19 protein-coding genes and 1 riboswitch are annotated in these 21,910 nt (G+C 71.4%); of the genes, 5 read left to right on the forward strand and 14 right to left on the reverse strand.

The window, feature by feature from the left end:
* Window positions 1-6: 6 nt before the first annotated feature.
* From ACZ63D_RS29725 to ACZ63D_RS29760, 8 genes are all read right to left on the reverse strand, one after another.
* Window positions 7-2,100 (reverse strand): WXG100 family type VII secretion target, encoded by a 2,094-nt coding sequence (locus ACZ63D_RS29725; RefSeq protein ID WP_465357665.1) that lies wholly within the window; start codon window positions 2,098-2,100, stop codon window positions 7-9.
* A gap of 11 nt (window positions 2,101-2,111) precedes the next feature.
* Window positions 2,112-2,549 carry a hypothetical protein gene (locus tag ACZ63D_RS29730; RefSeq protein WP_465357666.1) on the reverse strand — a complete coding sequence of 146 codons (438 nt, stop codon included), beginning with the start codon at window positions 2,547-2,549 and terminating at the stop codon, window positions 2,112-2,114.
* 46 nt (window positions 2,550-2,595) lie between these two features.
* Window positions 2,596-3,447: an ESX secretion-associated protein EspG gene (locus tag ACZ63D_RS29735; protein ID WP_465357667.1), complete on the reverse strand. Its 852-nt coding sequence runs from the start codon at window positions 3,445-3,447 to the stop codon at window positions 2,596-2,598.
* 373 nt (window positions 3,448-3,820) lie between these two features.
* Window positions 3,821-4,507 carry a flavin reductase family protein gene (locus tag ACZ63D_RS29740; RefSeq protein ID WP_465357668.1) on the reverse strand — a complete coding sequence of 229 codons (687 nt, stop codon included), beginning with the start codon at window positions 4,505-4,507 and terminating at the stop codon, window positions 3,821-3,823.
* Window positions 4,508-4,629: 122 nt separating this feature from the next.
* On the reverse strand, window positions 4,630-5,445 hold the full coding sequence (locus ACZ63D_RS29745; protein WP_465357669.1) for an FAD binding domain-containing protein: 816 nt from the start codon (window positions 5,443-5,445) through the stop codon (window positions 4,630-4,632).
* Window positions 5,442-5,918, reverse strand: a complete 477-nt coding sequence (locus tag ACZ63D_RS29750; RefSeq protein ID WP_465357670.1) for a (2Fe-2S)-binding protein — start codon at window positions 5,916-5,918, stop codon at window positions 5,442-5,444. Before ACZ63D_RS29750 ends, ACZ63D_RS29745 begins: the two co-directional genes overlap by 4 nt.
* Window position 5,919: 1 nt before the next feature.
* Complete coding sequence (locus ACZ63D_RS29755) at window positions 5,920-8,172, reverse strand: xanthine dehydrogenase family protein molybdopterin-binding subunit (protein ID WP_465357671.1); 2,253 nt, start codon at window positions 8,170-8,172, stop codon at window positions 5,920-5,922.
* Between the two features lie 168 nt (window positions 8,173-8,340).
* A complete protein-coding gene (locus ACZ63D_RS29760) occupies window positions 8,341-9,105 on the reverse strand; it encodes a sulfite exporter TauE/SafE family protein (protein ID WP_465357672.1) in 765 nt (254 codons plus the stop codon).
* Window positions 9,106-9,297: 192 nt separating this feature from the next.
* Here ACZ63D_RS29760 and ACZ63D_RS29765 point away from each other — a divergent pair, with 192 nt between their 5' ends.
* Entirely contained in the window at window positions 9,298-12,384 is a 3,087-nt protein-coding gene (locus ACZ63D_RS29765) for a discoidin domain-containing protein (RefSeq protein WP_465357673.1), read from the forward strand.
* On the opposite strand, the gene ACZ63D_RS29770 is transcribed toward ACZ63D_RS29765, so the two are convergent.
* The 5 genes from ACZ63D_RS29770 to ACZ63D_RS29790 form a co-directional block, all read right to left on the reverse strand.
* Window positions 12,368-13,003, reverse strand: a complete 636-nt coding sequence (locus ACZ63D_RS29770; protein WP_465357674.1) for a GTP cyclohydrolase II — start codon at window positions 13,001-13,003, stop codon at window positions 12,368-12,370. The two genes, ACZ63D_RS29765 and ACZ63D_RS29770, sit on opposite strands and share 17 nt — an antisense overlap.
* 163 nt (window positions 13,004-13,166) lie before the next feature.
* Window positions 13,167-13,898, reverse strand: coding sequence for an FHA domain-containing protein (locus ACZ63D_RS29775; RefSeq protein ID WP_465357675.1), 732 nt, complete (start codon window positions 13,896-13,898; stop codon window positions 13,167-13,169).
* 103 nt (window positions 13,899-14,001) lie between these two features.
* Window positions 14,002-14,826 (reverse strand): FHA domain-containing protein, encoded by an 825-nt coding sequence (locus ACZ63D_RS29780; protein WP_465357676.1) that lies wholly within the window; start codon window positions 14,824-14,826, stop codon window positions 14,002-14,004.
* Entirely contained in the window at window positions 14,823-15,374 is a 552-nt protein-coding gene (locus tag ACZ63D_RS29785) for a hypothetical protein (RefSeq protein ID WP_465357677.1), read from the reverse strand. Before ACZ63D_RS29785 ends, ACZ63D_RS29780 begins: the two co-directional genes overlap by 4 nt.
* Window positions 15,375-15,467: 93 nt before the next feature.
* The gene (locus ACZ63D_RS29790) at window positions 15,468-16,613 is read right to left on the reverse strand and encodes a serine/threonine-protein kinase (RefSeq protein WP_465357678.1); all 1,146 of its coding nucleotides are present in this window, start codon (window positions 16,611-16,613) and stop codon (window positions 15,468-15,470) included.
* Between the two features lie 155 nt (window positions 16,614-16,768).
* Between ACZ63D_RS29790 and ACZ63D_RS29795 the strand changes: the two genes are divergently transcribed.
* The 3 genes from ACZ63D_RS29795 to ACZ63D_RS29805 all read left to right on the forward strand — a co-directional run bounded on the left by ACZ63D_RS29795 (window position 16,769) and on the right by ACZ63D_RS29805 (window position 19,388).
* Window positions 16,769-17,536 carry a right-handed parallel beta-helix repeat-containing protein gene (locus ACZ63D_RS29795; protein WP_465357679.1) on the forward strand — a complete coding sequence of 256 codons (768 nt, stop codon included), beginning with the start codon at window positions 16,769-16,771 and terminating at the stop codon, window positions 17,534-17,536.
* A 157-nt stretch (window positions 17,537-17,693) separates the two neighbouring features.
* Complete coding sequence (locus ACZ63D_RS29800; protein ID WP_465357680.1) at window positions 17,694-17,957, forward strand: DUF3040 domain-containing protein; 264 nt, start codon at window positions 17,694-17,696, stop codon at window positions 17,955-17,957.
* A 369-nt stretch (window positions 17,958-18,326) separates the two neighbouring features.
* Window positions 18,327-19,388, forward strand: a complete 1,062-nt coding sequence (locus ACZ63D_RS29805; protein WP_465357681.1) for a DNA polymerase IV — start codon at window positions 18,327-18,329, stop codon at window positions 19,386-19,388.
* Between the two features lie 56 nt (window positions 19,389-19,444).
* Window positions 19,445-19,518: riboswitch (S-adenosyl-L-homocysteine riboswitch) on the forward strand.
* Between the two features lie 41 nt (window positions 19,519-19,559).
* Here ACZ63D_RS29805 and ACZ63D_RS29810 read toward each other — a convergent pair.
* Entirely contained in the window at window positions 19,560-20,312 is a 753-nt protein-coding gene (locus ACZ63D_RS29810) for a class I SAM-dependent methyltransferase (RefSeq protein ID WP_465357682.1), read from the reverse strand.
* A gap of 105 nt (window positions 20,313-20,417) precedes the next feature.
* Between ACZ63D_RS29810 and ahcY the strand changes: the two genes are divergently transcribed.
* Complete coding sequence (gene ahcY, locus ACZ63D_RS29815) at window positions 20,418-21,878, forward strand: adenosylhomocysteinase (protein WP_465357683.1); 1,461 nt, start codon at window positions 20,418-20,420, stop codon at window positions 21,876-21,878.
* Window positions 21,879-21,910 lie beyond the last annotated feature (32 nt).

The raw sequence follows: 21,910 nt of genomic DNA on the forward strand, positions 1-21,910 counted from the left end.
GCCGCCTCACTTCCAGTCCTTGTTCTTCCAGTCGCCGATCACCGGCGGGGCGACGACCTCGTCCGGCGCGAAGAACGACGGATCGTCCGATTCGACGAAGCTCGCGACCTTGTGTTCCTTGTCCTCCGGGCCCTTGCCGCCCTTGCCGCCGCCCATGGCGCCCATGCCGGGAGCGCCCGCGGCGCCCTTGCCGCCGCCCGCGCCCGGGCCGCCGCGCCCGGCGACGCCCTCCTCGGCCGGGCCGGAGCCGCCCGCGCCGCTGAACGCGCCGCCGGAGCCCGGGCCGCCCTTGCCGCCGCCGAGCCCGCCCGCGCCGCCGCCGAGCCTGCTGCTGATGCTCTCGCCGTTGACCCCGCCGACCTTGCCGATGCCGCCGAGCTTCTCCCCGCTGGGGCCGGTGCCGCCGCCGGGGAACAGCGGTTTGCCGTCCGGGCCGATCTTGCCGGGGTTGAACGGCTTCGGCTCGTACGGCTTGATCCCGCCGGGGCCCTCGGAGATCGAGGGCTTGAACGGCTGCGGCTTGTACGGGTTCGACTTGATCGGATCCCCGTCCTTGAACGTCGGCGGGGTGAACGTCGGCGGGGTGAAGTTCGGGTTTCCGCCGCCGGGACCGCCGGTGTTCGGGATCGGCGGGATGTTCGGCGGGGTGAAGTTCGGGCTGCCGCCGCCGGGACCGCCGGTGTTCGGGATCGGCGGGATGTTCGGCGGGGTGAAGCCCTGCGCCTTCGTCGAGCCCGGGTCGTTGCTCGACCCGGGGATGGGCGGGAAGGAACCGCCGGGACCGCCGCCGCCCGGGCTTCCGCCGCCCGGGCCGCCCTCGGGGATCTTCAGTGACGCCGGGTCGAACCTGCCGCCGGGCTGCTGCCCGCCGGGCCCGCCGGAGATGCCGCCCGGGCCGCCGCCGGGTCCGCCTCCGCCCGGGCTTCCGCCTCCGGGGCCGCCGTGCGCCAGCGGTTTGCCGTCCGGGCCCAGCGGGCGCCCGTCCGGACCGATCGGCCGTCCGTCCGGGCCGACCGTGGTTCCCGGCGGGCCGATCGGGTTGCCGTCGGGGCCCAGCGGACGCCCGTCCGGGCCGATGAGCTGGCCGTTCGGGCCGACCGTGGTCCCGGGCGGGCCGATCGGGTTGCCGTCGGGGCCGATCGGGCGGCCGTCCGGCCCGACCCGCACTCCGCCCGGCGCGCCCGCGCCGCCGCCCGCCGGGGTGCCCCGCAGCGCCGCCGAATACTGCGCCGTGGGCAGCTTCGGGGGCTCGGCGAACCGCGGCGTCGCCACCGCGCCGGCGATCGTCTGGTCGTACCGCGTCATGATCTGCGCGGCCTGGTCCCGGGCGGCCTGCTGGTCGTTGAAGGTCTTCATGGCCGAGGAGTAGGCCACGACGTAGGCGGCCGGGTCCTTGATCGTCATCAGGACCCGGTTCGCGTCCTGCGCCGAGAACTTGACCGGCGGGTTGGCCTGCATCGCCTTCTGCGTCTCGTTGAGCGCCTGCGAGTGGACCTCCTGCTGGCGCCCGGTCAGCGTCGCGCCCTGCGCGGTGGCGCCGAGCCATTTGCCGACGTTCGCCAGGTGCACGCGGGCCGCGTCGCCGCCCTCGCCCTTCCAGTTCGAGGTGCTCGCGTTGATCGCGTCGCCGAGGTTCTTCTGGTGCGCCGCCAGCTCGTTGCCGATGCGCACCCACTCCTCCGACGACTCGGCCACCGCGGCCGGGTCCGCGTTCGAGGTGATGACCTCGACCATCTGCTCGTGCGTCGCGTTCTTCCAGTCGGTGTGCGGGGCCGCGCCCGGGTCGCGCATCTCCAGGTCCTTGCCCAGATGCTGCTTCGACTCGGCCAGGTTCCGCTCGTACATGTTCTGGATCAGCTGGTCGCGCAGCTTCCCCTGGACGTTGGGGAACAGCCAGCCGTTGAACATGGCGTTGACCTTCGCCGTCGCGTCCGCGCGCAGCTCGTCGCCGGAGGCCACGTCGTCCGGGCGCACCGGGCCGATGTAGTACTTCGACGACGGGTCCAGCGTCGGGTTGTAGAGGTCCTTGTTGTGCGGGTCGTAGTCCGTCGAACTCGGGTCGGAGACGGACTCGGCGGTCGGTTGCAACTTGTCGGCCACTGGTCTCCCTCTCAGCCCTGTTCGCCGGCGGTGCGGTGGATGCGCTCGAAGGTCTCCCGCGAGCTGTGCTCCCGCTCCTTGTAGTTCTTCTTCGCGAGCTTGATCGCCTCGACGTAGGTCGGGAACTCGTCGCGCGCCGCCTGCAGCTGGGTGAGCAGGCCCTTCGCGTCGCGCGCGGTCTCGGCCATGTGCTTGCTGACGAACTGCCCGGCCGGGCTCTTCGACATCGCCGGCGCCTCGCCGACCTTCGCCAGCGCGTTCCAGCGCGCCTGCAGCGCGTCGACCACGCCTTCGAGCGCGGCGATCATCTTGTCGCCGGTGCTGTCGTCCACCGCGAACGATCCGCGCTCGGCCAGCGTCTTCAGCTGGCGCGCGGGGAGCAAGGCGGTCCGCTCCGTCACGGTCGCCGTCTTCGCGTCCACCACCGTCATCGGTGTCTCGTCGGTCATCGGGACCTCGTTCTCCTCGTGAACTGTCGCCGCCTGGGGAACATGCTCAGTAGACTTCGGAAACCGCCTGCTGCACGGCCCGCACGAGATCGCGGTGGCCGGCGGGCAGGTATTCGGCGGTCAGGTCGCCGGCGTCGCTGACGGACGACTTGATCAGGTAGCGGCCGTCGGCGGTGTCGAGCCAGCCGATCGGGGCTCCGCCGAGCCGTTCGCCGTGCCGGCCCCAGCCGCTCGCGACGATGTGCCCGCCGCCGAGCCGGGGCTGCGCGAGCACCCGTTCGAGCACCTCGACCCCGCCGGGGGCGGCGCGGGAGACCCTCGGGTCCGGGCGGCGCGGCTGCACGCGCCCGCTGACCTCGATCATCCCGAACGCGTCGGTCTCTTCCTCGTCCTCGGCCGCCTCCGCGCGCCGGCGCGCGGTCATCGCGGACACCTCGCGCTCGGCCGCCTGGCGGATCGTGTGCGCGCCGGTGCTGGCCGGGCGGGCGCGGGGCAGCACCCCGGCGATCACCTCGACGAGCTCCTCGTCGTCGAAGAGCGAGAACAGCAGCTCGTCGGTCTTCGGGTCCTGGGTGATCCCGAGCGCCTGCCTGCCGTCGCTGAGCGCGACCACCGCGATGTCCGCGCCGAGCCCGTCGATCCCGCTGACCGCGACCGACACCCTCGGCTTCGCGAGCAGCTGGAAGGCGGTGCGCACGTAAGGGCTCAGCTCGTCGCCGACCGAGAGCCTGCGTTCCTCGATCGCGTCGTTCACGATCTTCGCGACCCGCACGTACCGGTCCGGTTCCGCGGGCACGGACCCGATCCGGAGCGGGAACTGGCGGATGTTGCCGCCGGTCGCCTCCGCGATCACCAAAGCTTCGACGACGTCGAGAACGAACTCGAACCTGTCCGCCATCCCGAGGGCATCCTTCCCACAGCCGGGTCGGGCACAGCCGCCCCGGCGCCGGATGAGGGACGCCGAATTGCGTTGCCGTGCCGGGGATTCGCAATGGGAAAAGAGTATCAGTCCAGCGGTGGCCGGTGATCACCGCGGGGACGCCTGCCCCAATGTACCGAGGGCCGTGTCCGAAGAGACACGACCTGCGGTTTCGCGGTGTGTGCCGCTTGACGCGCGGCCCCGAGGCGACCGGAATTCGCGGGTGCGGGAAAGCTCGCGAAAAGGCCGCCGCGGATCGCGGCGGCCTCTCGCGATGCCCGGTTTTACCGAGTTGTTCTCCTGCCCTTCGCCACCGTTTCGCCCGCTCGTCGCTCCACAGTGGACAGCACGGTCAGGAGACGCCGCGGGCGCGCTCGATGTCCGGTGAGCGGTACATCCGCTCCGGGATCCGCGCGAGCGTCGAGTCGTGCACCTGCGGGCCGAGCCCGTACAGCTTCTGGAAGCTCATGATCAGCGGCCGCCACGCGTCCGGGTCGATGTGGTCGTCGGTGCCCGGCGTCCGGATGTCGTCGTGCACGAACACGCGTTGCACGCGGACCTCCAGCCCGACGATGCCGCCGCGCTGCGCCTCGTCGTCCTCGGCGAACGGATGCACCGACTCCAGCACCGCTTCCATCGCCACCGGGCATTCGGCGACGCGCGGCGGCGCGACCGTCTCCGACGGCACCGGCGTGAGGCCCGCGCGGCCGAACTTGTCCGCAATGTGGAAGTAGCCGCGCTTTTCCTTGCCCGGCGGCACCGGATCGGACCCGGTGGTCAGGGCCAGCCGGTCCACCGCGGCGGCCATCGCCGAGGACGGCAGGTTCAGCACGCATTCCCGCGTGCGCAGGAGGTTGAGCGTGGTCTTCGACCGCGCGCCGAGTCCGAGCATCGCGCGCCAGCCGAGCCAGAACGCCGACGACATCGGGGCCAGGTTGGCCGAACCGTCCTCATTGGACGTCGAGATGAGCACCACCGGGGTGCCGAAGTACAAAATTCCGGGTTCGATCGCTGTGTGCGCGGGAAAAGTCGTGTTCACACCGCTCAGTCTGGCTACCGCCGCCCGCGCCTCGCTGGCGGAAATCGGCCGTCGCTTTTAACGCCGTGAGGGGAACCCTGAGGGAATCTGATTCCCTCAGGGTTCCCCTCACGGACAGTCGGTCAGGCGATGCCCGCGGCGGCGAGGGCGCGACCGGTGAGCACCCGGGCGAGGTGACGCCGGTACTCGGCCGTGGCGTGCGGTTCTTCCGGCGGCGAAGTGTCCTCCGCGGCCAGTTTCGCCGCCTCCGCGGCGGTGGCGCCGTCGGCGAGCGCGCGTTCGGTGGCCGACGCTCGCAGCGGCGTCCCGCCCATGTTGATCAGGCCGACCGAACGCCCGGTGACCGCGACGCCGACGATCGCCCAGTCGATGGCCCGGCGGGTGAACTTCTCGAAGCCCCAGCCGAGTCCGGCCTGGCTCGGCAGCCGGATCTCGGTGAGCAGCTCGTCCGGCTCCAGCGGCGTCGTGAACGGCCCGAGGAAGAACTCCGCGGCCGGGATCCGCCGCTCCCCCCTCGGTCCGCGCGCCACGAGCGTGCCGTCCGCCGCCAGCACCGCCGCGGGCAGGTCCGCGGCCGAGTCGGCGTGCACCAGCGAACCGCCGATCGTGCCCCGGTGGCGCACCTGAGGATCGCCGACCGAACCGGACACGTGCGCGAGCAGCGGCGCGTGCTCGGCGAGCACTGGGTCGTGCTGGAGATCGTGGTACCGCGACAAGGCCCCGATCACCACCTCGCCGCCGTCGGCCCGGACAAACTGCAGCTCCCGCAACGGCGCGATGTCCACGACGACCTCCGGCGCGGCGAACCGGAGCTTCATCAACGGCAGCAGCGAATGCCCGCCCGCGAGCACCTTCGCGTCCTCGCCGTGCTCGGCGAGCAACGCGAGCGCCTCGTCCACAGTGGACGCGCGGCGGTAGGCGAATTCGGCCGGGATCACTGAGCCACCTCCTGCCCGGAAGCGTCGATCACGGCGCTGACGATGTTGTGGTAGCCGGTGCAGCGGCAGAGGTTGCCCTCCAGCGCCGCCCGAGCCTCGTCACGCGTGGGCTTCGGGTTTTCTTTCAGCAGCGACACCGTCGCCATCATCATGCCGGGCGTGCAGAAGCCGCACTGCAGGCCGTGCTGCTCGCGGAAAGCGCGCTGCACCGGGTGCAGGCCCTCGGCGCCCGGTCCGGAGGCCAGACCCTCCACAGTGGTCACTTCGTGCCCGTCCGCCTGCGCGGCCAGCACCGTGCAGGATTTCACCGATTCGCCGTCGAGCAGCACCGTGCACGCCCCGCAGGACGTGGTGTCGCAGCCGATGTTCGTGCCGGTGAGGCCCGCGGTGTCTCGCAGGTAGTGCACGAGCAGGGTGCGGTCCGGCACCTCCCCGTCGATCGTCTTCCCGTTCACCTCGATCGAGACCCGCACTTCAGTTCGCCTTCCTAGCGTCGTTCAGGGCCGTCCACACCCGCAGCGGGGTGGTCGGCATGTCCAGGTGCCGCACGCCGAGGTGGGCGAGCGCGTCGACCACCGCGTTGTGCACCGCGGGCGTCGACCCGATGGTCGCCGCCTCGCCGATCCCCTTGACCCCCAGCAGGTTCCGGGTCGTCGGCGTCTCCATGTCCACCAGCTCGAAATCGGGCAGCTCGGGCGCGGTGACGAAGGAGTAGTCGGCCAGCGTCGCCGTGGTCGGGTTGCCGTCCGCGTCGTAGCTCATCACCTCGAGCAGCGCCTGCGCGATGCCCTGGCCGAGCCCGCCGTGCCGCTGGCCGCGGAAGGTCAGCGGGTTGACGATCGGGCCCGCGTCGTCGAGCGCGACCAGCCGCCGGACCACCACCTTGCCGGTTTCGGTGTCCACCTCGACGACCGCGAGGTGCGCGCCGAACGGGAACGTCGGAGCGCCGTCGCCGAACCAGACGTCGGCGGTGAACCCGTCCGCCTCGGCGGCGACCCTGGCCCAGTCGAGCGTCGTGCTGGACGGCGCGCCGCGGACCTGCCAGACGCCGCGTTCGACGTCCAGCTCCAGGTCGTCCGGCGCGGCCTCGAGCAGGTCCGCCGCGACCTGGCGGGCCTGCGCCACGACCTCCTCGGCCGCCTGCCGGATCGCCGAACCGCCGAGCTGCAGCGACCGCGAGCCGAACGTGCCGATCGCGCGCGGGACCTCGTCGGTGTCGCCGTGCCGCACGGTGATCTTGTCCATCGGCACGCCCAGCTGGTCCGACAGCAGCATCGCCAGCGACGTCCCGAGCCCCTGCCCGTGCGGGGAGCTTCCGGTCCACGCGGTGACCGAACCGTCCGGATGCACGTCGACCCGGCCGCTCTCCCCCGCCGCGTCACCGCCGGTGATCTCCACGTACGCGGCGATGCCGAGCCCCAGCGCCACCGGATCCCCGGCCTCGCGGCGCTTCCGCTGTTCCTCGCGCAGCTGCGCGTATCCCGCCGCGTCGAGCACTTTGTCGAGCGCTGCGGCGTACTCGCCGGTGTCGTAGGAGCCGCCTGTCGGTGTCTTATAAGGGAATTCTTCCGGCCGGATGAAGTTGACCCGCCGCACGTCGGCCGGGTCCATTCCGATCTCCGCGGCGAACAGGTCGATCGCCCGCTCGACCGCCGCGGTCGCCTCGGGACGGCCCGCACCCCGGTAAGCCGCGATCGGCGTCGTCGTGGTGACCACGCCGCGGCTGCGCGTCTGCACCACCGGGAACCGGTAGACGCCCGGGGCCATCATCTCGGTGAGCGTCGGCAGGAACAGCGCCCGCGGGTACGCGCCGGTGTCCTGGAGGACGTCGAGCCGGTACGCCAGCACGGTTCCGTCGCGCTTGCCGCCGATGGTCACGGTGTTGCGCTGCGCGCGGCCGTGCGTCATCGCGGTCAGGTTCTCGCTGCGCGACTCGGCCCAGCGCACCGCGCGCCCGGCGCGCTTCGCCGCCCAGGCGAGCAGCACCGCTTCCGGATCCGCGCCGATCTTCGCCCCGAACCCGCCGCCGACGTCCGGCGCGATCACCCGCACCAGGTCCTCGCCGATGCCGAGCCCGCCGGCCACGGTGCTGCGGCCGATCTGCGCGTTCTGCGTGGAAAGCCACAACGTGACCCGGCCGTCCTCGCCCCACGCGACCGACGCGCCGCGCGGCTCGACCGGAGCCGGGGCCACGCGCTGGTTGAGGATTTCCTCGGTGACGACGACTTCGCAGTCCTCGAACACCGAATCGTCGAATTGCTCCGGGCCGTGGGTGTGGACCACGTTGCTGCCGTGGTCCGGGAAAACCAGCGTCTCGCCGGCCAGCGCGGTGTCGAAGTCCGCGACCGCGTCCAGCGGGTCGTAGTCCACATCGACCAGTTCGGCCGCGTCGGCGAGCTGGTAGCGCTCCTCGGCGAGCACCAGCGCGACCGGCTCGCCGACGTACCGCACGACGTCTTTCGCCAGCAACGGCTCGGCGACCGGCCCCGCCTTGCCCGGTTCGAGATCGAGATCCGCCGCGGTGTACACGCCGACCACGCCCGGCGCGGTGCGCGCTTCCTCCACGTCGATGCCGACGATCCGCGCGTGCGCGATCGGGCTGCGCACGAAAACCGCGTGCACCGCGCCGGTCAGCGCTTCTTCCTTGAGGTCGTCGACGTACGTTCCGCCCGCGGTGATCAGCTTCTCGTCTTCGACGCGCACCACCCGGGTGCCGACAATGCTCATCTGTCCTCCTGCTCGGGTACCCCGCCGACTATGCCCGCAACGACCGCCCCGCGTCAGCCCGAATCGGGTTGCCACGCCGGACCGGCTGCGCGGGAGGACTTGCCGGGGCGGGAGACAGCGCAGCAGTTCGTTCTGACTGGCGGCTGACTCCGCTCGAGGGCCACGGCCTCAGCCCGAGTAAGCCCGCCACCCCAAAACCACCGCCAGGGAAAGCCCGCCCAGCCCGATCGCGACGCGCAGCGGCGTCGCGGGCAGGTAGCGCACCAGCACCGAGCCGAGCCACGACCCCGCCACCGAGCCGAGGCACACCGCGATCGCCGCGGGCCAGAAGACCTTTCCGGTGAAGGCGAACACCAGCGCGGCGATCAGGTTCGCCGTCCCGGTGGCGATGTTCTTCGCCGCGTTCGTCCGGGCCAGCGACTGGCTCCACACCGTCGTCAGCAGCGCGAGCATCAGCACCCCGGCCGCCGCCCCGAAGTACCCGCCGTACACCCCGACGAGGAAGGCGGCGATCCCGGTGAGCGGGCCGATTCCGCGGTGTTCGCGGTGCTCGGCCATCCGCCGCAGCCGCGGGCCGGCCATCAGCAAGACCGACGCGCCGCCGATCAGCCACGGCACCACGACGGTGAACGCGTCCGGCGAGCTGACCAGCAGCACGAGCCCGCCGCACGCCCCGCCCGCCGTGGTGATCAGGCACAACGGCAGCAGGCGGCGGCCTTGCCCCTTCAGTTCCGGGCGGGCACCGACCGCCGCTCCGGCGGTCGTTCCCAGCATCGCCACCGTGTTGGTCATGTTCGCCACGACCGGCGGAAGCCCGGCGGCGAGCAGCGCCGGGTACGACACCAGCGAGGCGAGGCCCGCGGTCGCGCCGGTCAGCCCGGCCCCGACCCCGGCCAGCAGGAGCAGCAGGAATCCGCCGGGGCCAGTGATCACGTTGTCATCTCAGCACGGCGCTTCCGGCGTGCGTCGGCGGGATCGGCGCTCCCCGGCCAACCGTATAGGCCGTTATACAGTTTCCTTCGCCGTTGTCCGAAACCGGACGGGATCGGCCGAGAAGGTTGCCCGGGCGCTCGGGCGCCGCCGAGAATCCGCGCTGACAAGGTTGTCAGCAGAGCTGGAGGCGGGATGGACGGGTTCACCCGGCGGCAAGCGCTCGGTCTCGCGGGAGCGGGAGCCGCGGTCCTCCTGGCGTCGGGGACCACGGTCGCGCGAGCGGCCTCGCGGCCCGCGCCGGATCCCGTCGCCGCGACTTACCTGCGAGTCCTGCTCCGGCACACCCGCTGGGCCGAGCAGCAGTTCGACCAGGCCGCCGGGATCTACCCGGCCCGCGATTTCACCTTCGCGGTCGTCCTCGGCAACGCGCTTCTGCTGACCCGCGACGGCTACGACGCCGCTGTCGCCGGAGTCGGCCGCGAAACCCTCCGCGCGCACACCCTCGCCACCATCAAGCACTTCGCCGCCTCGAACCGGCTCACCGGCGGCGGCGAATGGGGCCGGAAACTGTTCTTCGACACCACTTTCCAGTCCTACTTCCAGCTCGCCGCGCGTCTGTTGTGGACAGACCTGGACGCGGCCACGCAACGGAACGTCGAGCGCATCGCCACCGAACAGGCCGCATACACGACCAGCCTCGGCACCGGCGACGACCCCGCCTCCGGCGACTGGACGCCCAACGGCCTGCGCGGCGGCTACGTCGGCGACACGAAACTCGAAGAGATGGGCGTCTACGCGCAATCGCTCGCCCCGGCGCTCGCCTGGGCCCCGAACGATCCGCGTGCTCCGGAGTGGTGCGCGGCTTTCGGTTCCTGGAGCCGCAACGAGGGCGGCCTGCCCGCCGCGGACCTGGCGAATCCCCGGCTCGTCGACGGAAAACCGGTCAGCGGCAACACCGCGACCAACCTGTACGACACGTTCCTCGTCGAGAACCACGGCTCGTTCGGCCCGCACTACCAGGAAGAACTCTGGCGCACGTCCGGCCGGAACGCGATGCATTTCCTCGCCGCCGGCGTCCCGCTGCCCGAGGTGCTCACCGCCCAGCCGAACGGCGAATTGCTGTGGCGCACCATGCTCTTGATGACCAGCGACGCGGGCGAACCGCTGATGCCGATGGTCGCCGACCGCGAACACCTCTACGGCCGAGACGTCCTCCCGCTCGCCTTCCGCGCCCAAGTCCTCGGCGACCGCTACGCCGCGTACGCCGAGGCTCAGCTGGCCGCGCGGCTGGAGCCGTACCAGGCGTACCCGCCAGCCAACCGGATCACGAAGTTCTCCGGCGAACCGAAATACGAGCCGGAAGCCCGCGCCGAAGTCGCGATCAGCTATCTGCTGCACGAATGGCGCGCCGAGCACGGCGGCCCGATCAGTGCGGTGCGCAAGGAAGAATTCGACGCCCATGCCGCGCGCGCCGCCGACTTCGGCACCGGGCCGGGGTTACTGGCGCAGCGCTCGCCCGCCGCGTGGGCCGCGACCGTCAGCAAACCCGGGTTCGTGAAATTCGCCTGGCAGCCGAACCACGACGACTGGCTGTTCGTCCTCGGCGGAGCCAATCCGATGCTGCTGCCCGCCACGAACCTCGCCGTGCGCGAACGCCACGCCACCGCCTACCGCAAGGTCCGCGACGGATTCGACGGCACCGTCTGCGTCCTGCGGTTCGACACCGGATACGCCGCACTCGCCACCCTTCCCACCGGCACCGCGGTCTACGCCAGCACCGGCGTCGCCGCGGACGAAGGCGTGCTCAACGTCTACAACCTCGCCATGCCAGGCATTCCCGGCCTCGACGGCGACCGAACCTACACTGCCGCCGAGGGATCGGTGACGCTGCCAGCGCAGTCCGGTTTCCGCACTGACGACCTGGCTTTCGCCCCGGTGACCGCTCGATACGTGCGAATGCTTGGCGTGCAACCAGATCCGCAATACGGCTACTCGCTCTGGTCGTTCGAGGTGCGCGACGGCGACGGCCCCGACCTCGCGGTGAAGGGAACCGCGTCCGCGTCGTCAGCCGCGCCGGGCAAGGAAGCGAAGTACGCCACCGACGGCGATCCCGCCACGCGCTGGGCAGTGTCCACATCGGACCGTCCACGCGCGGACAGCTGGCTGGCCGTCGATCTCGGCGCACCGCAGCGGTTTGACCGCGTCCGCCTGAGCTGGGAGGCGGCCGCCGGGCGGAAGTACCGGATCGAAACCTCCCCGGACGCCGTCACCTGGACCCCGGCCGCGACCTACCCCATGCCCGCACTGCACAGCACCGGCGGCTGGCTCGACCTCGACAGCCGAGCCGGAATCGTCGTCACCAGCCCAAATCCGCTCACCGTCACGAACGACCACGTCACATTGTCCGCCGGTCCGCCCGCCCCGTTGCTGGCCGAGTTGTACCCCGGCCGCGTCGACCTGCCGAAGCTCGCCGGGCGTGCTCGCGCCACCGCCGCCGGGGTCCACGCGAGTGTCACAGACGATTTCCTGGTGCTGGCAAACCTTTCCGACACCGCCAAGTCCGGAACGGCTTCCCTGCCGCAGGATCGCACCGCGTTGCTGCTGTACCGCGGCACACAGAAAACCACCGCGTCCGGCAGTTCGTTCAGCTTCGACCTAGCCCCTGCCGAAGGGCGGATCGAACCGCCGAGGTTCACCGTGCGCGGCAAGTACGGCAGTGCCGTGCCGCCAGGTCTGACCGCGGTCGTGCACGACGCCAGCCACGTCGACCTGACCACACCTCCCGGCCTGCTCCCGACCGTCGTGACCGTGACCCCGGCAGGCGGCCGTCCGCACACAGTCACACTGCCGCCTCGCCGCACCGTGCCCGTCGTCTTCGCCGAAACCCGGCCGTACCCGCTGAACGACCACGCGCTCGGTGCCGTCACCTTCCCGGCCGAACCCCTGTCACCCGGGATGACCAGCCCGGACGCGGCCGTCGACGACAATCCGGCGACAGCTTGGCAACCCGGCCCGGGCGGTCGGCTGGTCGTGGACCTCGGCGCAGCGCTGCGGATCGGAACCGCCGAACTCGCCTGGACGGCCGGACGAGTGCCCGCCACTGTCATCGAGACCAGCACCGACGGCGTCACCTATACCGAAGCTGGCCGCCCCGACCGGAAACGCACCGCGTCGATCGCCGTCCCCAAGCCAGCCCGCTACCTAGCCGTCCGCACCCTGGACTGGCGGACCGGCGACGCCAGCCTCACCCGCGTCTCCGCCCTCACACCGCCGAACTAGCTGGCCAGTCCCCGAACGGCAACGCGAGCGTGTGCCCGGTCTGCTCCGCCTTCGCGCGCAGGTATCGGACGTTGTTCTCGTTCGCGAAAACGCCAGTGCGGACCTGCTCGCGCACGGCGATGCCGTGCCGCGCCAGCTGCGCCGCCTTGTCCGGGTTGTTCGTCAGCAGGTCCAGCTGCTCGACGCCGAGAACCGTGAGCATTTGCGCGGCGGCGGTGTAATCGCGTGCGTCCTCGGGCAGGCCGAGCGCGGAATTCGCCGCGTAGGTGTCCAACCCGGAATCCTGCAGCGCATACGCGTCGAGCTTGTTGTACAAACCGATGCCGCGGCCCTCCTGGCGCAGATAGAGCAGATATCCGCCGACTTGCGAGATCCGCGCGACAGCCTCCGCCAGCTGTGGCCCGCAATCGCAGCGCGCGGAGGCGAAAACGTCGCCGGTGAGGCATTCCGAATGCAGCCGCACCAACGGCACCGGGCCGGGTTTCCCCAGCACGAAGGCCAGATGCTCGAGCCCGTCGGACAGCCCGGAGAAGGTGACGGCCTCCGAGCCGACCGCGGGCCCGTCGCCGAACCGCAGCGGAATCCGTACGCGCGTGCGAACCTGTGGACCTGTCGTCATCGGGCGGCTCCTCTCCCCCTGGGACAATTCCGACCCTACCCAGAACCGCCGACAGAAACGCGTCGTCCGGATGCGGCCAAGGTCACGCGGGCTCGCGGGCATGGCCGGGCGCCCGGGATTGTTCGCCCCGGGACCCGCCCGCGCAGCCAGGGTCGTCGACTGCCTAATTCCCCCACGTAGGCGGCATCCAACCCTCGTCGCCCACCGGCGGCAGCGCGGGCGACAGCAACGCCAGATCCGGCGGAGCCAGCACCGCCGCCGACACGAGCGCCGCCACAAGATCGTCGTCCGGGCAACCCGGCCGGAACCGGACCCGCACCGCGTCCAGCACCGCCGCCACCACCTCCGCGGTCCACCCGCCGCCAGGATCCAGCGCCGACAACCGCCGCGCGGCCAGCGGAACCGGCACCGGGCGCGGCCGTTCCTCCCGCCGCAGGAACCCGCGCGCCACCATGGCGAGCACGAGCCGTTCGTCCGGCCGCAGCCGCCCGGCCGGGACCGGCGGCGGCGTCCCGTCGGCGATCCGGATCTCCAGCACGTGCTCGCGGTCCCCCGAGCCGCGCGCGTACACCGGGAGATAGCCGGGCGGCAGCGGTACCGGCGCGGCTCCGGCGAACAGCAGCCGGGACCCCGGCAGCCGCAGCGGCACCTTGCCGGTGGCGCGCATCCACCACCGGTCCGCGTGCCGTTCCAGCACGCCGTGGCGGCGGCTGACCCGGCGGTCGTCCTCGCCGAGCGGCACCGTCACCTCGGCCGTGTTCCGGCCGAACGTGACCGGTCCGCGCGCCGCCAGCGGCGCCAGGACTCCCCCCGCGCGTCCCAGCACCGCCAGCGTGCCCGGCGGCGACGCGAGCCCGAGCGCGAGGCTCGGGTGTCCCGCGGGCAGCGTCCGCATCGCCTCCCTCGCCACGGGCACCCCCCGCGGAGCCGCTGCCGGCCCCGGCCGGGCGTCCGCGACGGCCCGCCGGGGATGCGCGGCCTCCGCCGCGCCTCCCGAGTCAAGCAGGCGGGGCCGGGACCCCTCCCGGCTCGTCGTCGGGTTCGAGCAGCGCCAGGTCCGGCGGGACGAGCGACGTCGAGAGCAGGAGTTCCTTGATCAGGTTGTCGTTGAGCGCGTTCCCGACCGGCTCGCCGACCTCTTCCCTGGTCAGCCCGGCCACCCCGGCCCGCGCCAGCCGGGCGCGCACGGCGCCGACGAGATGCTCGACGCGCTTGCTGCTCCAGCGCGCTTCCGGCTTCAGCTCGGCTAGCTGCTCCGCGACCTGCCGCCACGCGAGCGGCTGCGGATACTGGTCCTGCAGCAGATACCGCTGCGCGAGCGCGACGAGAACGAGCCGTTCGTCCGGCGTGAGCCGCCACGTCCGCGGCGGTTCGGTGACGTCCTGCGGCCGCGAGTCCGGGCGGCGGCCGTCCGCGCCCGCGACGTACACCTCCAGCAGATGCTCGCGCCCGGCAGAACCGCGCACGAACGCCGCGGTGTAGCCCTCGGCCAGCGGAACCGGTTCCTCCTCCGGGAACAGCAGCCGCGAACCGGGCAGCCGGATCGGCAGCTTCCCCGTGTTGTGGATCCACCAGGACTGCTGGCGGCGCACCAGGAATCCTTGTTTCCGGCTGACCTTCCGGTCGTCTTCGCCGACGCACACGTGCACGTCGTCGCGGTTGCGGCCGAACAGCACCTGTCTGCCGTCGCGCGGCGGCATCCGCACGCCGCCGGTGACGGCGAGCGCGAAGATCGTGCCCGGCGGGGAAGGCGGGACGCCGTGCGCGAGGCTGCCGTGGCCCGGGCCCAGCTCTTCCGGCGGGCCGCCGGGAAACGCGGTCATGTCTTCGGCAGCTTTCCGGCGACCACACCGGCCAATGTGGACACTGGTGCGCACAGCCGTTCCGACGGCCCGTTCCCCTTCACCACGACCCGCAGCCGTTCCACCCGCTGGTCCCCGTGCGCGTCGGTGTAGGGCCGGTAGACAAGGACCGCCTGGCAGGTCCCCGGCGCGAACTCGTCGGTCTTGAGGTACGCGTCGTGGCCGCCGATCCGCACCAGCTGGCCGGTCTTGGCTTCCGGCGGCTGGTCCCGGTCGAACATGACGACGACCGCGCGGTCGGTCGCCGGGCTCTTCCAATCGCACCACCAGCCGCCGAAACCGGGTTCGATCTGGACCGGAGAGACGACGCCGGCCGCGGAGGAGACCGTACCCGCGTCGAACATCGAGCACGCGTCCACGTACGCCAGCGAACCCGCGGGGAACGCCGCCGACCGCGCCGGAACACCGGCCGCCGCCATGGCTTTCGTCGCCGAAGCGACTTCGGTGTCGGCGGCCTTGCAGAGGTCGATTTCGTAGCCCTCGTCCAGCCGGTCGACCGTTACGTGCACCAGATACCGGTCCTGCAGCTGAATCAGCCGCTCGCAGGGGGCTGTCGCCGGAGGCGAGAACACCGGGAACGGCCCGGATTTCGACTGCTTGCCCTACGGCGCGGCATCGCCGGAGGGCGGGCTTTTCAGCTCCACCTTGACGTCCGCCTGGAGGTCGCCGCGGTGCAGGATCACGTCGCAGCGGTTGAAGTTCCCGTAGTCCGGAACCACTTCCGGGTCGCCGAACGCCTTCAGCGGCGCGGGATCGACCAGCCGGCACGGGTCCGCCGCTCGCGGATCTGAGCCGATCCCGAGTTTCGCCTGCGCGACCGGCGGAGCCGTGGTGGGTCCCGGCGAGCGCGTCAGAAAATACGTGGTGACCACGACCGCGACCGCCGCGGCCGCCACCCCGGCGACCAGCAGCCCGCGCCGGTCGCGCCGCCGCCGCGGCACGTCGACCGGCAGCGTGTCGATCCCCTCGGCCAGCAGCTCGCCCGCCGCCACCGCGGTCGGCCGTTCGGCGGGGTCGCGCCGCATCAGCAGTTCCAGCGTCGGCGCCAGCTCCTCCGCGTGCCGCGCGCGCGGCGCCGTCCCCTCGGCGACCCTGCGGATCGTCGCGTACTCGTTGCCGCCGGAACACGGCGGGGCACCCTCGACAGCGGCGAAAAGCGTCGCCCCCAAGGAAAAAACATCCGACGCCGCGGTGGGCGGATGCCCTTGCGCGACCTCCGGGGCGAGGTAGTCCGGCGTGCCGCCGATGAGCGGCGAATCGGTGACCGTCTCGTCCGTGCGGACCGAGCGGGAGATGCCGAAATCGGTGAGCTTCGCGCGGCCGTCCTCAGCGAGCAGGACGTTGCCCGGTTTCACGTCGCGGTGCACGATGCCGTGGTGGTGCACCGCGCCGAGCGCCGCCGCGATCTGCACGCCGATCTCGGCGACCGTACGCGCGGGCAGTCTCCCCTCCGCGGCCAGGACTTCGGCGAGGCTGCGCGCCGGGACGTACTCCATCACCAGCCACAGCTCGTCCCCGTCGGCGGCCACGTCGAAGAAGGTGACCACGTTCGGGTGCAGCACCCCGGCCGCCAGCCGGGCCTCGCGGCGCAGCGTCCGCCCGCTCACCACGTCGGACAACCGCGCCTGCTTGAGCGCCACCTCGCGGCCGAGCCGCTCGTCGCGCGCCCGCCAGACGACGCCCATGCCTCCGCTGCCGACCCGCTCCAGCAGCCGGTACCGGTCCGCGATGAGCTGGTCCGCGTGCACCGACGCTCCCCTCGGCGTGCTCCGACCCCTGTGAGGTAACTCGCAGTAACGATACTGCATCGCCTCCGTCCGCAGAAAGCGCCCCGGGGACCCCTCCCGCCGTCCGGCCCTACCTTTCTCCCGCGTCCCCCGACCCAGCGAACAGAAGGAACCCGATGCGCACTCTCGCCCTGGCCGTCGCCACTGTCCTTGCCGCCGCTTTCGCTCCCTCCGCGCACGCCGCCGATTCCCGCCTGCACATCACCGCGGGCGGCACCCCGGGCCACCCGCGCGTGTATTCCGGCGCCGGGAAATCCGTCGCCGGAATCGACGTCGAAGCCGACTGGGTCGTCGTCGACGGATTCACTCTCGACAGACCTTCCGCGCCCGGCGTGGAAATCCGCGGCAATCACGTGACTCTGCACAACACGGTGATCACCGCCCCGCAAGGCGGCGACGGCGACGGCATCCGGTTCTTCGGCGACTACATCGCCATTGAGCACAACACGATCAGCCAGACGTCGAACCGCGACGGCGCGCACGCCGACTGCATGCAGACCTTCTCCAGCGACACCCCGCCGAGCAATCACGTCCGGATCGAAGGAAACCGCTGCGAGAAAATCGACAACATGTGCCTGATGGCGGAAGGCCCGAACGACGGCGAGGGCGACGGAAAAGGCCACACCACGGATTTCCTGATCAAGGACAATTTCTGCGAAACGCTCGTCGCCTCGCAAACGCTGATGTTCGAGGACGTCCAGCAGGCCACCATCACCGGCAACACCTTCGCCGCCGGCCCGGACCACGCGATCGGCCTGGCGATCCACTCCACCGGGGCCCGCGTCGAAGGCAACCGCGTGGACCCGTCGATCCCGTGCGAGGTCGGCATCGACGATTCGTCCCGGGAGGGTTACTCCGGCCCGGAGCCCGCTTGCGCTCCGTGACCATTGTGGACGGTCCAGCCGACAGCACACCGTGACCGGAAACGCCGGATCGCGCGCGAAATTCGGGCAGTCGGGTGAATCGAAACCGACGCGATTCACGACCCGGCGGCCCGGGTACTTCCTCCACGACGGCAGGCGGGCCGCCCAAGGAGACTCCATGCTCAGTCATCACGAACGCGTCGAGCTGGACAAGATCGAGCGCTGGTTCGAAACCAGCGACCCGGAACTGGCCGCCGCCCTCAGCCGCGGCAAACCGGCCCGCTCCGCCGCACTGCTCACCGCGATCGCGATCCTGCTGGACGTCGCCGCGTGCGGTCTCCTGGCGGCGGGGATCGCCGGAGCCAGCCCAGCGCTGACGATCTGCGCCCTGCTCGCCGCGGCGGGCGGGGCGGCCGCGCACATCGCCCGCCGCCGCGGCTGACTCGCTTCGCCGGACGGTCCGGGGTCGGTTCGCGTCCGACCCGGACTGCCGCGACCTCATATGGCGAGCAAGCCTTCCGCGCTCGTTCCCGGCCGAACGGCAACGGCGGCCTTCGGGGTCGGGCGGAAGAACTCGCGCTCTTGGACGCCGAACTTCCTCACGAATGCCTGCCGCATCCTCAGCGGCCAAGCCCCCCCCCCACCACCACCACCCCGCCACCCCACCGACAGCCGTCAGACGCGCCGCCAGCCTCACACACCAGCCCCGTATCCGACACCGAACTCCTTTCCCCTGCCTGTACCTTCCCAGCCCCGCAGCATCCGCAGTGGCCCAGCTGCCCCGCACGCACACCCCACCGACCGCTTCCGGATGCGCCGCCCACCCCGCGCCCCGCACACTGGTCCCGTGTCCGACTGGGTGCTGCACGTCGATCTCGACCAGTTCATCGCCGCCGTCGAGGTGGCGCGGCGGCCGGAGCTGCGCGGGCGGCCGGTGATCGTCGGCGGGAACGGCGATCCGGCCGAACGCGCCGTCGTGGCCACCGCGTCGTATGAGGCGCGCGAGTTCGGCGTCGATTCCGGCATGCCGCTGCGGCTGGCCGTCAAACGCTGCCCGGACGCCGTCCTCCTTCCCGTGGACGCCCCGGCCTACCAGGAGGTCTCCGACCGCGTGATGGCCCGGCTGCGGGAATTCCCGGTGGTCGTCGAGGTGCTCGGCTGGGACGAAGCCTTCCTCGGAGCCACCGCCGACGATCCGGAAACGCTCGCCGGGGAGATCCGCCGCGGCATCGAGGAGGAAACCGGGCTTTCGTCGTCCGTCGGCATCGGCGACAACAAGCTCCGCGCCAAACTCGCCACCGGTTTCGCGAAACCGGCCGGAATCTACCGGCTCACGCAGGAAAACTGGTGGGACGTCATGGCGGAACGGCCCACCGACGCGTTGTGGGGAATCGGCCGGAAAACCGCGAAGAAACTCGCCGAAGCCGGGTATTCCACCATTCTCGATCTCGCCGCCGCCGATCCCGACGCGCTCGCCGCGCGATTCGGGCCGAAGCTGGGGCCGTGGTACCGCCTGCTGGCCGGCGGCATCGGCGACGCCGAGGTGAGCGCGACCCCGTACGTCGCGCGTTCCCGAAGCAGGGAAACAACATTCCAGCAAGACCTCACCGATCCCGAAACCATCGCCCGGGAGACCGCGGCTCTCGCCGAACGCGTCGCGCGAGACGTCGCCGACGAAGGACGGCCCGCCGCGCGCGTCGCGGTCAAAGTGCGGTTCGCGCCGTTCCTCACCCACACGCACAGCGTGACGCTCCCCGCACCGTCGTCGGACCCGGTTGTGCTCGCCGCGGCGGCGCAAGACCTGTTGGGCCGCTTCGCTTTCGGCAAACCCGTGCGACTGCTCGGCGTCCGTGCGGAGTTCCCGCGCGCTTGACAGGCGCCGACCGGCCTTGCCAAGGTGGAACCGACGCGCCCGCCGGGGCGCGGCTCCGGGCCGAGAGGCGCTGCGACGGGGTTTCCCCGCCACGCTCGGCCCGCGGGACTTCGAACGAAGGGCGCCTCCTGGTTCAGGAGGTGTCGCGTGCCACTGGCGATTCCGGCCCGGTCAGCGCCGTCGCGCGAGATGGGCCGTGTGGTCGGCGACCAGTTCGACCGTATCCGGCAATACCTGCCGAATCCGCTGGAAAACCTGTTCCCGCACCGAAATCGGCAGGGTCAGGTACGCCGAGACCGTGGACAGCAGCCCGATGAACTCGTCCGCGCTCCGCTTCGCCCGCTGCGGGACGACGAACTGCCGGACGTCGGTGAACCACTCGGACCGCTCGAGTTCGGTGCCTGGCCACTGCAGCTCGTTCTCCGGTGGCGTGCCGTCGGGCGAGGGGACGTCCGCGCTCCCCAGAAACGGTGCCTGCGCCGCTTCGACCGCTTGCCGCACAACGGGATCCGCGAGCCGCACGAGTCCGCCGAACGACGCGAACACCCCGCCCGGAGCGAGCAGCGCGGCGATGCGCTCCCATCTCCCGGCCGGGTCTGTCCAGTGCAGCGCCGAGGCCGCGTACACCAGCCCGTACCGCCGATCCGGCCGCAGGTCTTCCAACGCGCCCTGGCGGGTCGCCACAGGCACGTGCTCGCGCAGTTCAGCGAGCATCGCCGGATCCGGGTCGGTCGCGGTGACCGCGATCCCCCGACTCGCGAACAACCGGGTCGCTTTCCCTGTCCCCGCACCGATTTCGAGTGCGTCGGCCACCGGCGTGCCCGCGTAGTCCAGCACCTTCTCGGCTAGCTCGGCGGGATATCCCAAGCGATACCGTTCGTACGCCCGCGCCACCGCTCCGAAACTCAACGCACGCTCTGCCATGCCCGCCATTCTGGCTCGAACCGCACCGTGCGCGCCTCCCTTTTCAGCTGCGCTCAACCGCCGCTGCGCTCGATTCTGCCCGAAAAACCCGGAAAGGACCGGAAAATGTCGCCCACCCTGCGTACCGTCGACGGGCTGGAGTTCGCGGTCGCCGACCTGTCGCTCGCCGCGGCCGGACGCGTCCAGCTCGACCTCGCCGAGCACGAAATGCCCGGCCTGATGGCCCTGCGCCGCGAATTCGCGGATTCCCAGCCGCTCAAGGGCGCGCGCATCGCGGGCTCGCTGCACATGACCGTGCAGACCGCGGTGCTGATCGAAACGCTCGTCGCGCTCGGCGCCGAGGTGCGCTGGGTGTCCTGCAACATCTTCTCCACCCAGGACGAGGCGGCCGCGGCGGTCGTCGTCGGCCCGGACGGAACCCCGGACCGTCCCCAGGGCACCGCGGTATTCGCTTGGAAGGGCGAGACTCTCGACGAATACTGGTGGTGCACCGACCAGCTGTTCCGTTTCCCCGGCGGCGAACCGCCGAACATGATCCTCGACGACGGCGGCGACGCGACCCTGCTCGTCCACAAGGGAGCCGAGTTCGAGAAGGCGGGAGCGGTGCCCGCCGCGCACGAGGACGACCCGGAGGACTACCGGATCCTGCTGCGCACCCTGGCGGCCAGCGTGGCCGAGGACCCGCAGCGGTTCACCCGGATCGCCGGTGCGATGCGCGGGGTCACCGAGGAGACCACCGCCGGCGTCAACCGGCTCTACCAGCTCGCGGCCAGCGGCGAACTGCTGTTCCCGGCGATGAACGTCAACGACTCGGTCACCAAGTCGAAGTTCGACAACAAGTACGGAATCCGCCATTCGCTCCCGGACGGCCTCAATCGCGGCACGGACGTGATGATCGGCGGCAAGTACGCCGTCGTGTGCGGATACGGCGACGTCGGCAAGGGCGCGGTGGAGGCGCTGCGCGGACAGGGCGCGCGCGTCGTGGTGACCGAGATCGACCCGATCTGCGCGCTGCAGGCCGCGATGGACGGGCTCGAGGTGGTGGAACTCGACGACGTCGTGGAGCGCGCCGACATTTTCCTCACCACCACCGGCAACTTCGGCATCATTTCCGCCGCGCAGATGGCCCGGATGAAGCACCAGGCGATCGTCGCGAACGTCGGCCACTTCGACAACGAGATCGACATGGCCGGGCTGGCGAAGATCCCGGGCATCGTCAAGACCGAGGTCAAACCGCAGGTGCACACGTGGCGGTTCCCGGACGGGCACGCGATCATCGTGCTGTCCGAGGGCAGGCTGATGAACCTCGGCAACGCGACCGGGCATCCCTCGTTCGTGATGTCCGCGTCGTTCGCCAACCAGGTGCTCGCGCAGATCGAACTGTTCGGCAAGCCCGGGGATTACGCGAACGACGTGTACCGGCTGCCCAAGCACCTCGACGAGAAGGTCGCCCGGCTGCACCTGGACGCGCTCGGCGTCCGGCTGACCAAGCTGAGCAAGGAACAGGCGGAGTACATCGGCGTGGACGTGGACGGGCCGTACAAACTGGACCACTACCGCTACTGACGGCGCTGCCGCACGAGAAGGGGTCCTCCGGC

The sequence above is a fragment of the Amycolatopsis sp. NPDC104775 genome (assembly GCF_055583325.1).

What these genes read in the sequence shown, in the direction of transcription:
- ACZ63D_RS29795 (WP_465357679.1), top strand. Translation starts at nt 16,769, where the DNA reads ATGCGCACTCTCGCCCTGGCCGTCGCCACTGTCCTTGCCGCCGCTTTC.
- ACZ63D_RS29805 (WP_465357681.1), top strand. Translation starts at nt 18,327, where the DNA reads ATGCGCCGCCCACCCCGCGCCCCGCACACTGGTCCCGTGTCCGACTGG.
- ACZ63D_RS29735 (WP_465357667.1), bottom strand. Translation starts at nt 3,447, where the DNA reads ATGGCGGACAGGTTCGAGTTCGTTCTCGACGTCGTCGAAGCTTTGGTG.
- ACZ63D_RS29755 (WP_465357671.1), bottom strand. Translation starts at nt 8,172, where the DNA reads ATGAGCATTGTCGGCACCCGGGTGGTGCGCGTCGAAGACGAGAAGCTG.
- ACZ63D_RS29775 (WP_465357675.1), bottom strand. Translation starts at nt 13,898, where the DNA reads ATGCGGACGCTGCCCGCGGGACACCCGAGCCTCGCGCTCGGGCTCGCG.
- ACZ63D_RS29810 (WP_465357682.1), bottom strand. Translation starts at nt 20,312, where the DNA reads ATGGCAGAGCGTGCGTTGAGTTTCGGAGCGGTGGCGCGGGCGTACGAA.
- ACZ63D_RS29765 (WP_465357673.1), top strand. Translation starts at nt 9,298, where the DNA reads ATGGACGGGTTCACCCGGCGGCAAGCGCTCGGTCTCGCGGGAGCGGGA.
- ACZ63D_RS29800 (WP_465357680.1), top strand. Translation starts at nt 17,694, where the DNA reads ATGCTCAGTCATCACGAACGCGTCGAGCTGGACAAGATCGAGCGCTGG.
- ACZ63D_RS29730 (WP_465357666.1), bottom strand. Translation starts at nt 2,549, where the DNA reads ATGACCGACGAGACACCGATGACGGTGGTGGACGCGAAGACGGCGACC.
- ahcY (WP_465357683.1), top strand. Translation starts at nt 20,418, where the DNA reads ATGTCGCCCACCCTGCGTACCGTCGACGGGCTGGAGTTCGCGGTCGCC.
- ACZ63D_RS29770 (WP_465357674.1), bottom strand. Translation starts at nt 13,003, where the DNA reads ATGACGACAGGTCCACAGGTTCGCACGCGCGTACGGATTCCGCTGCGG.
- ACZ63D_RS29780 (WP_465357676.1), bottom strand. Translation starts at nt 14,826, where the DNA reads ATGACCGCGTTTCCCGGCGGCCCGCCGGAAGAGCTGGGCCCGGGCCAC.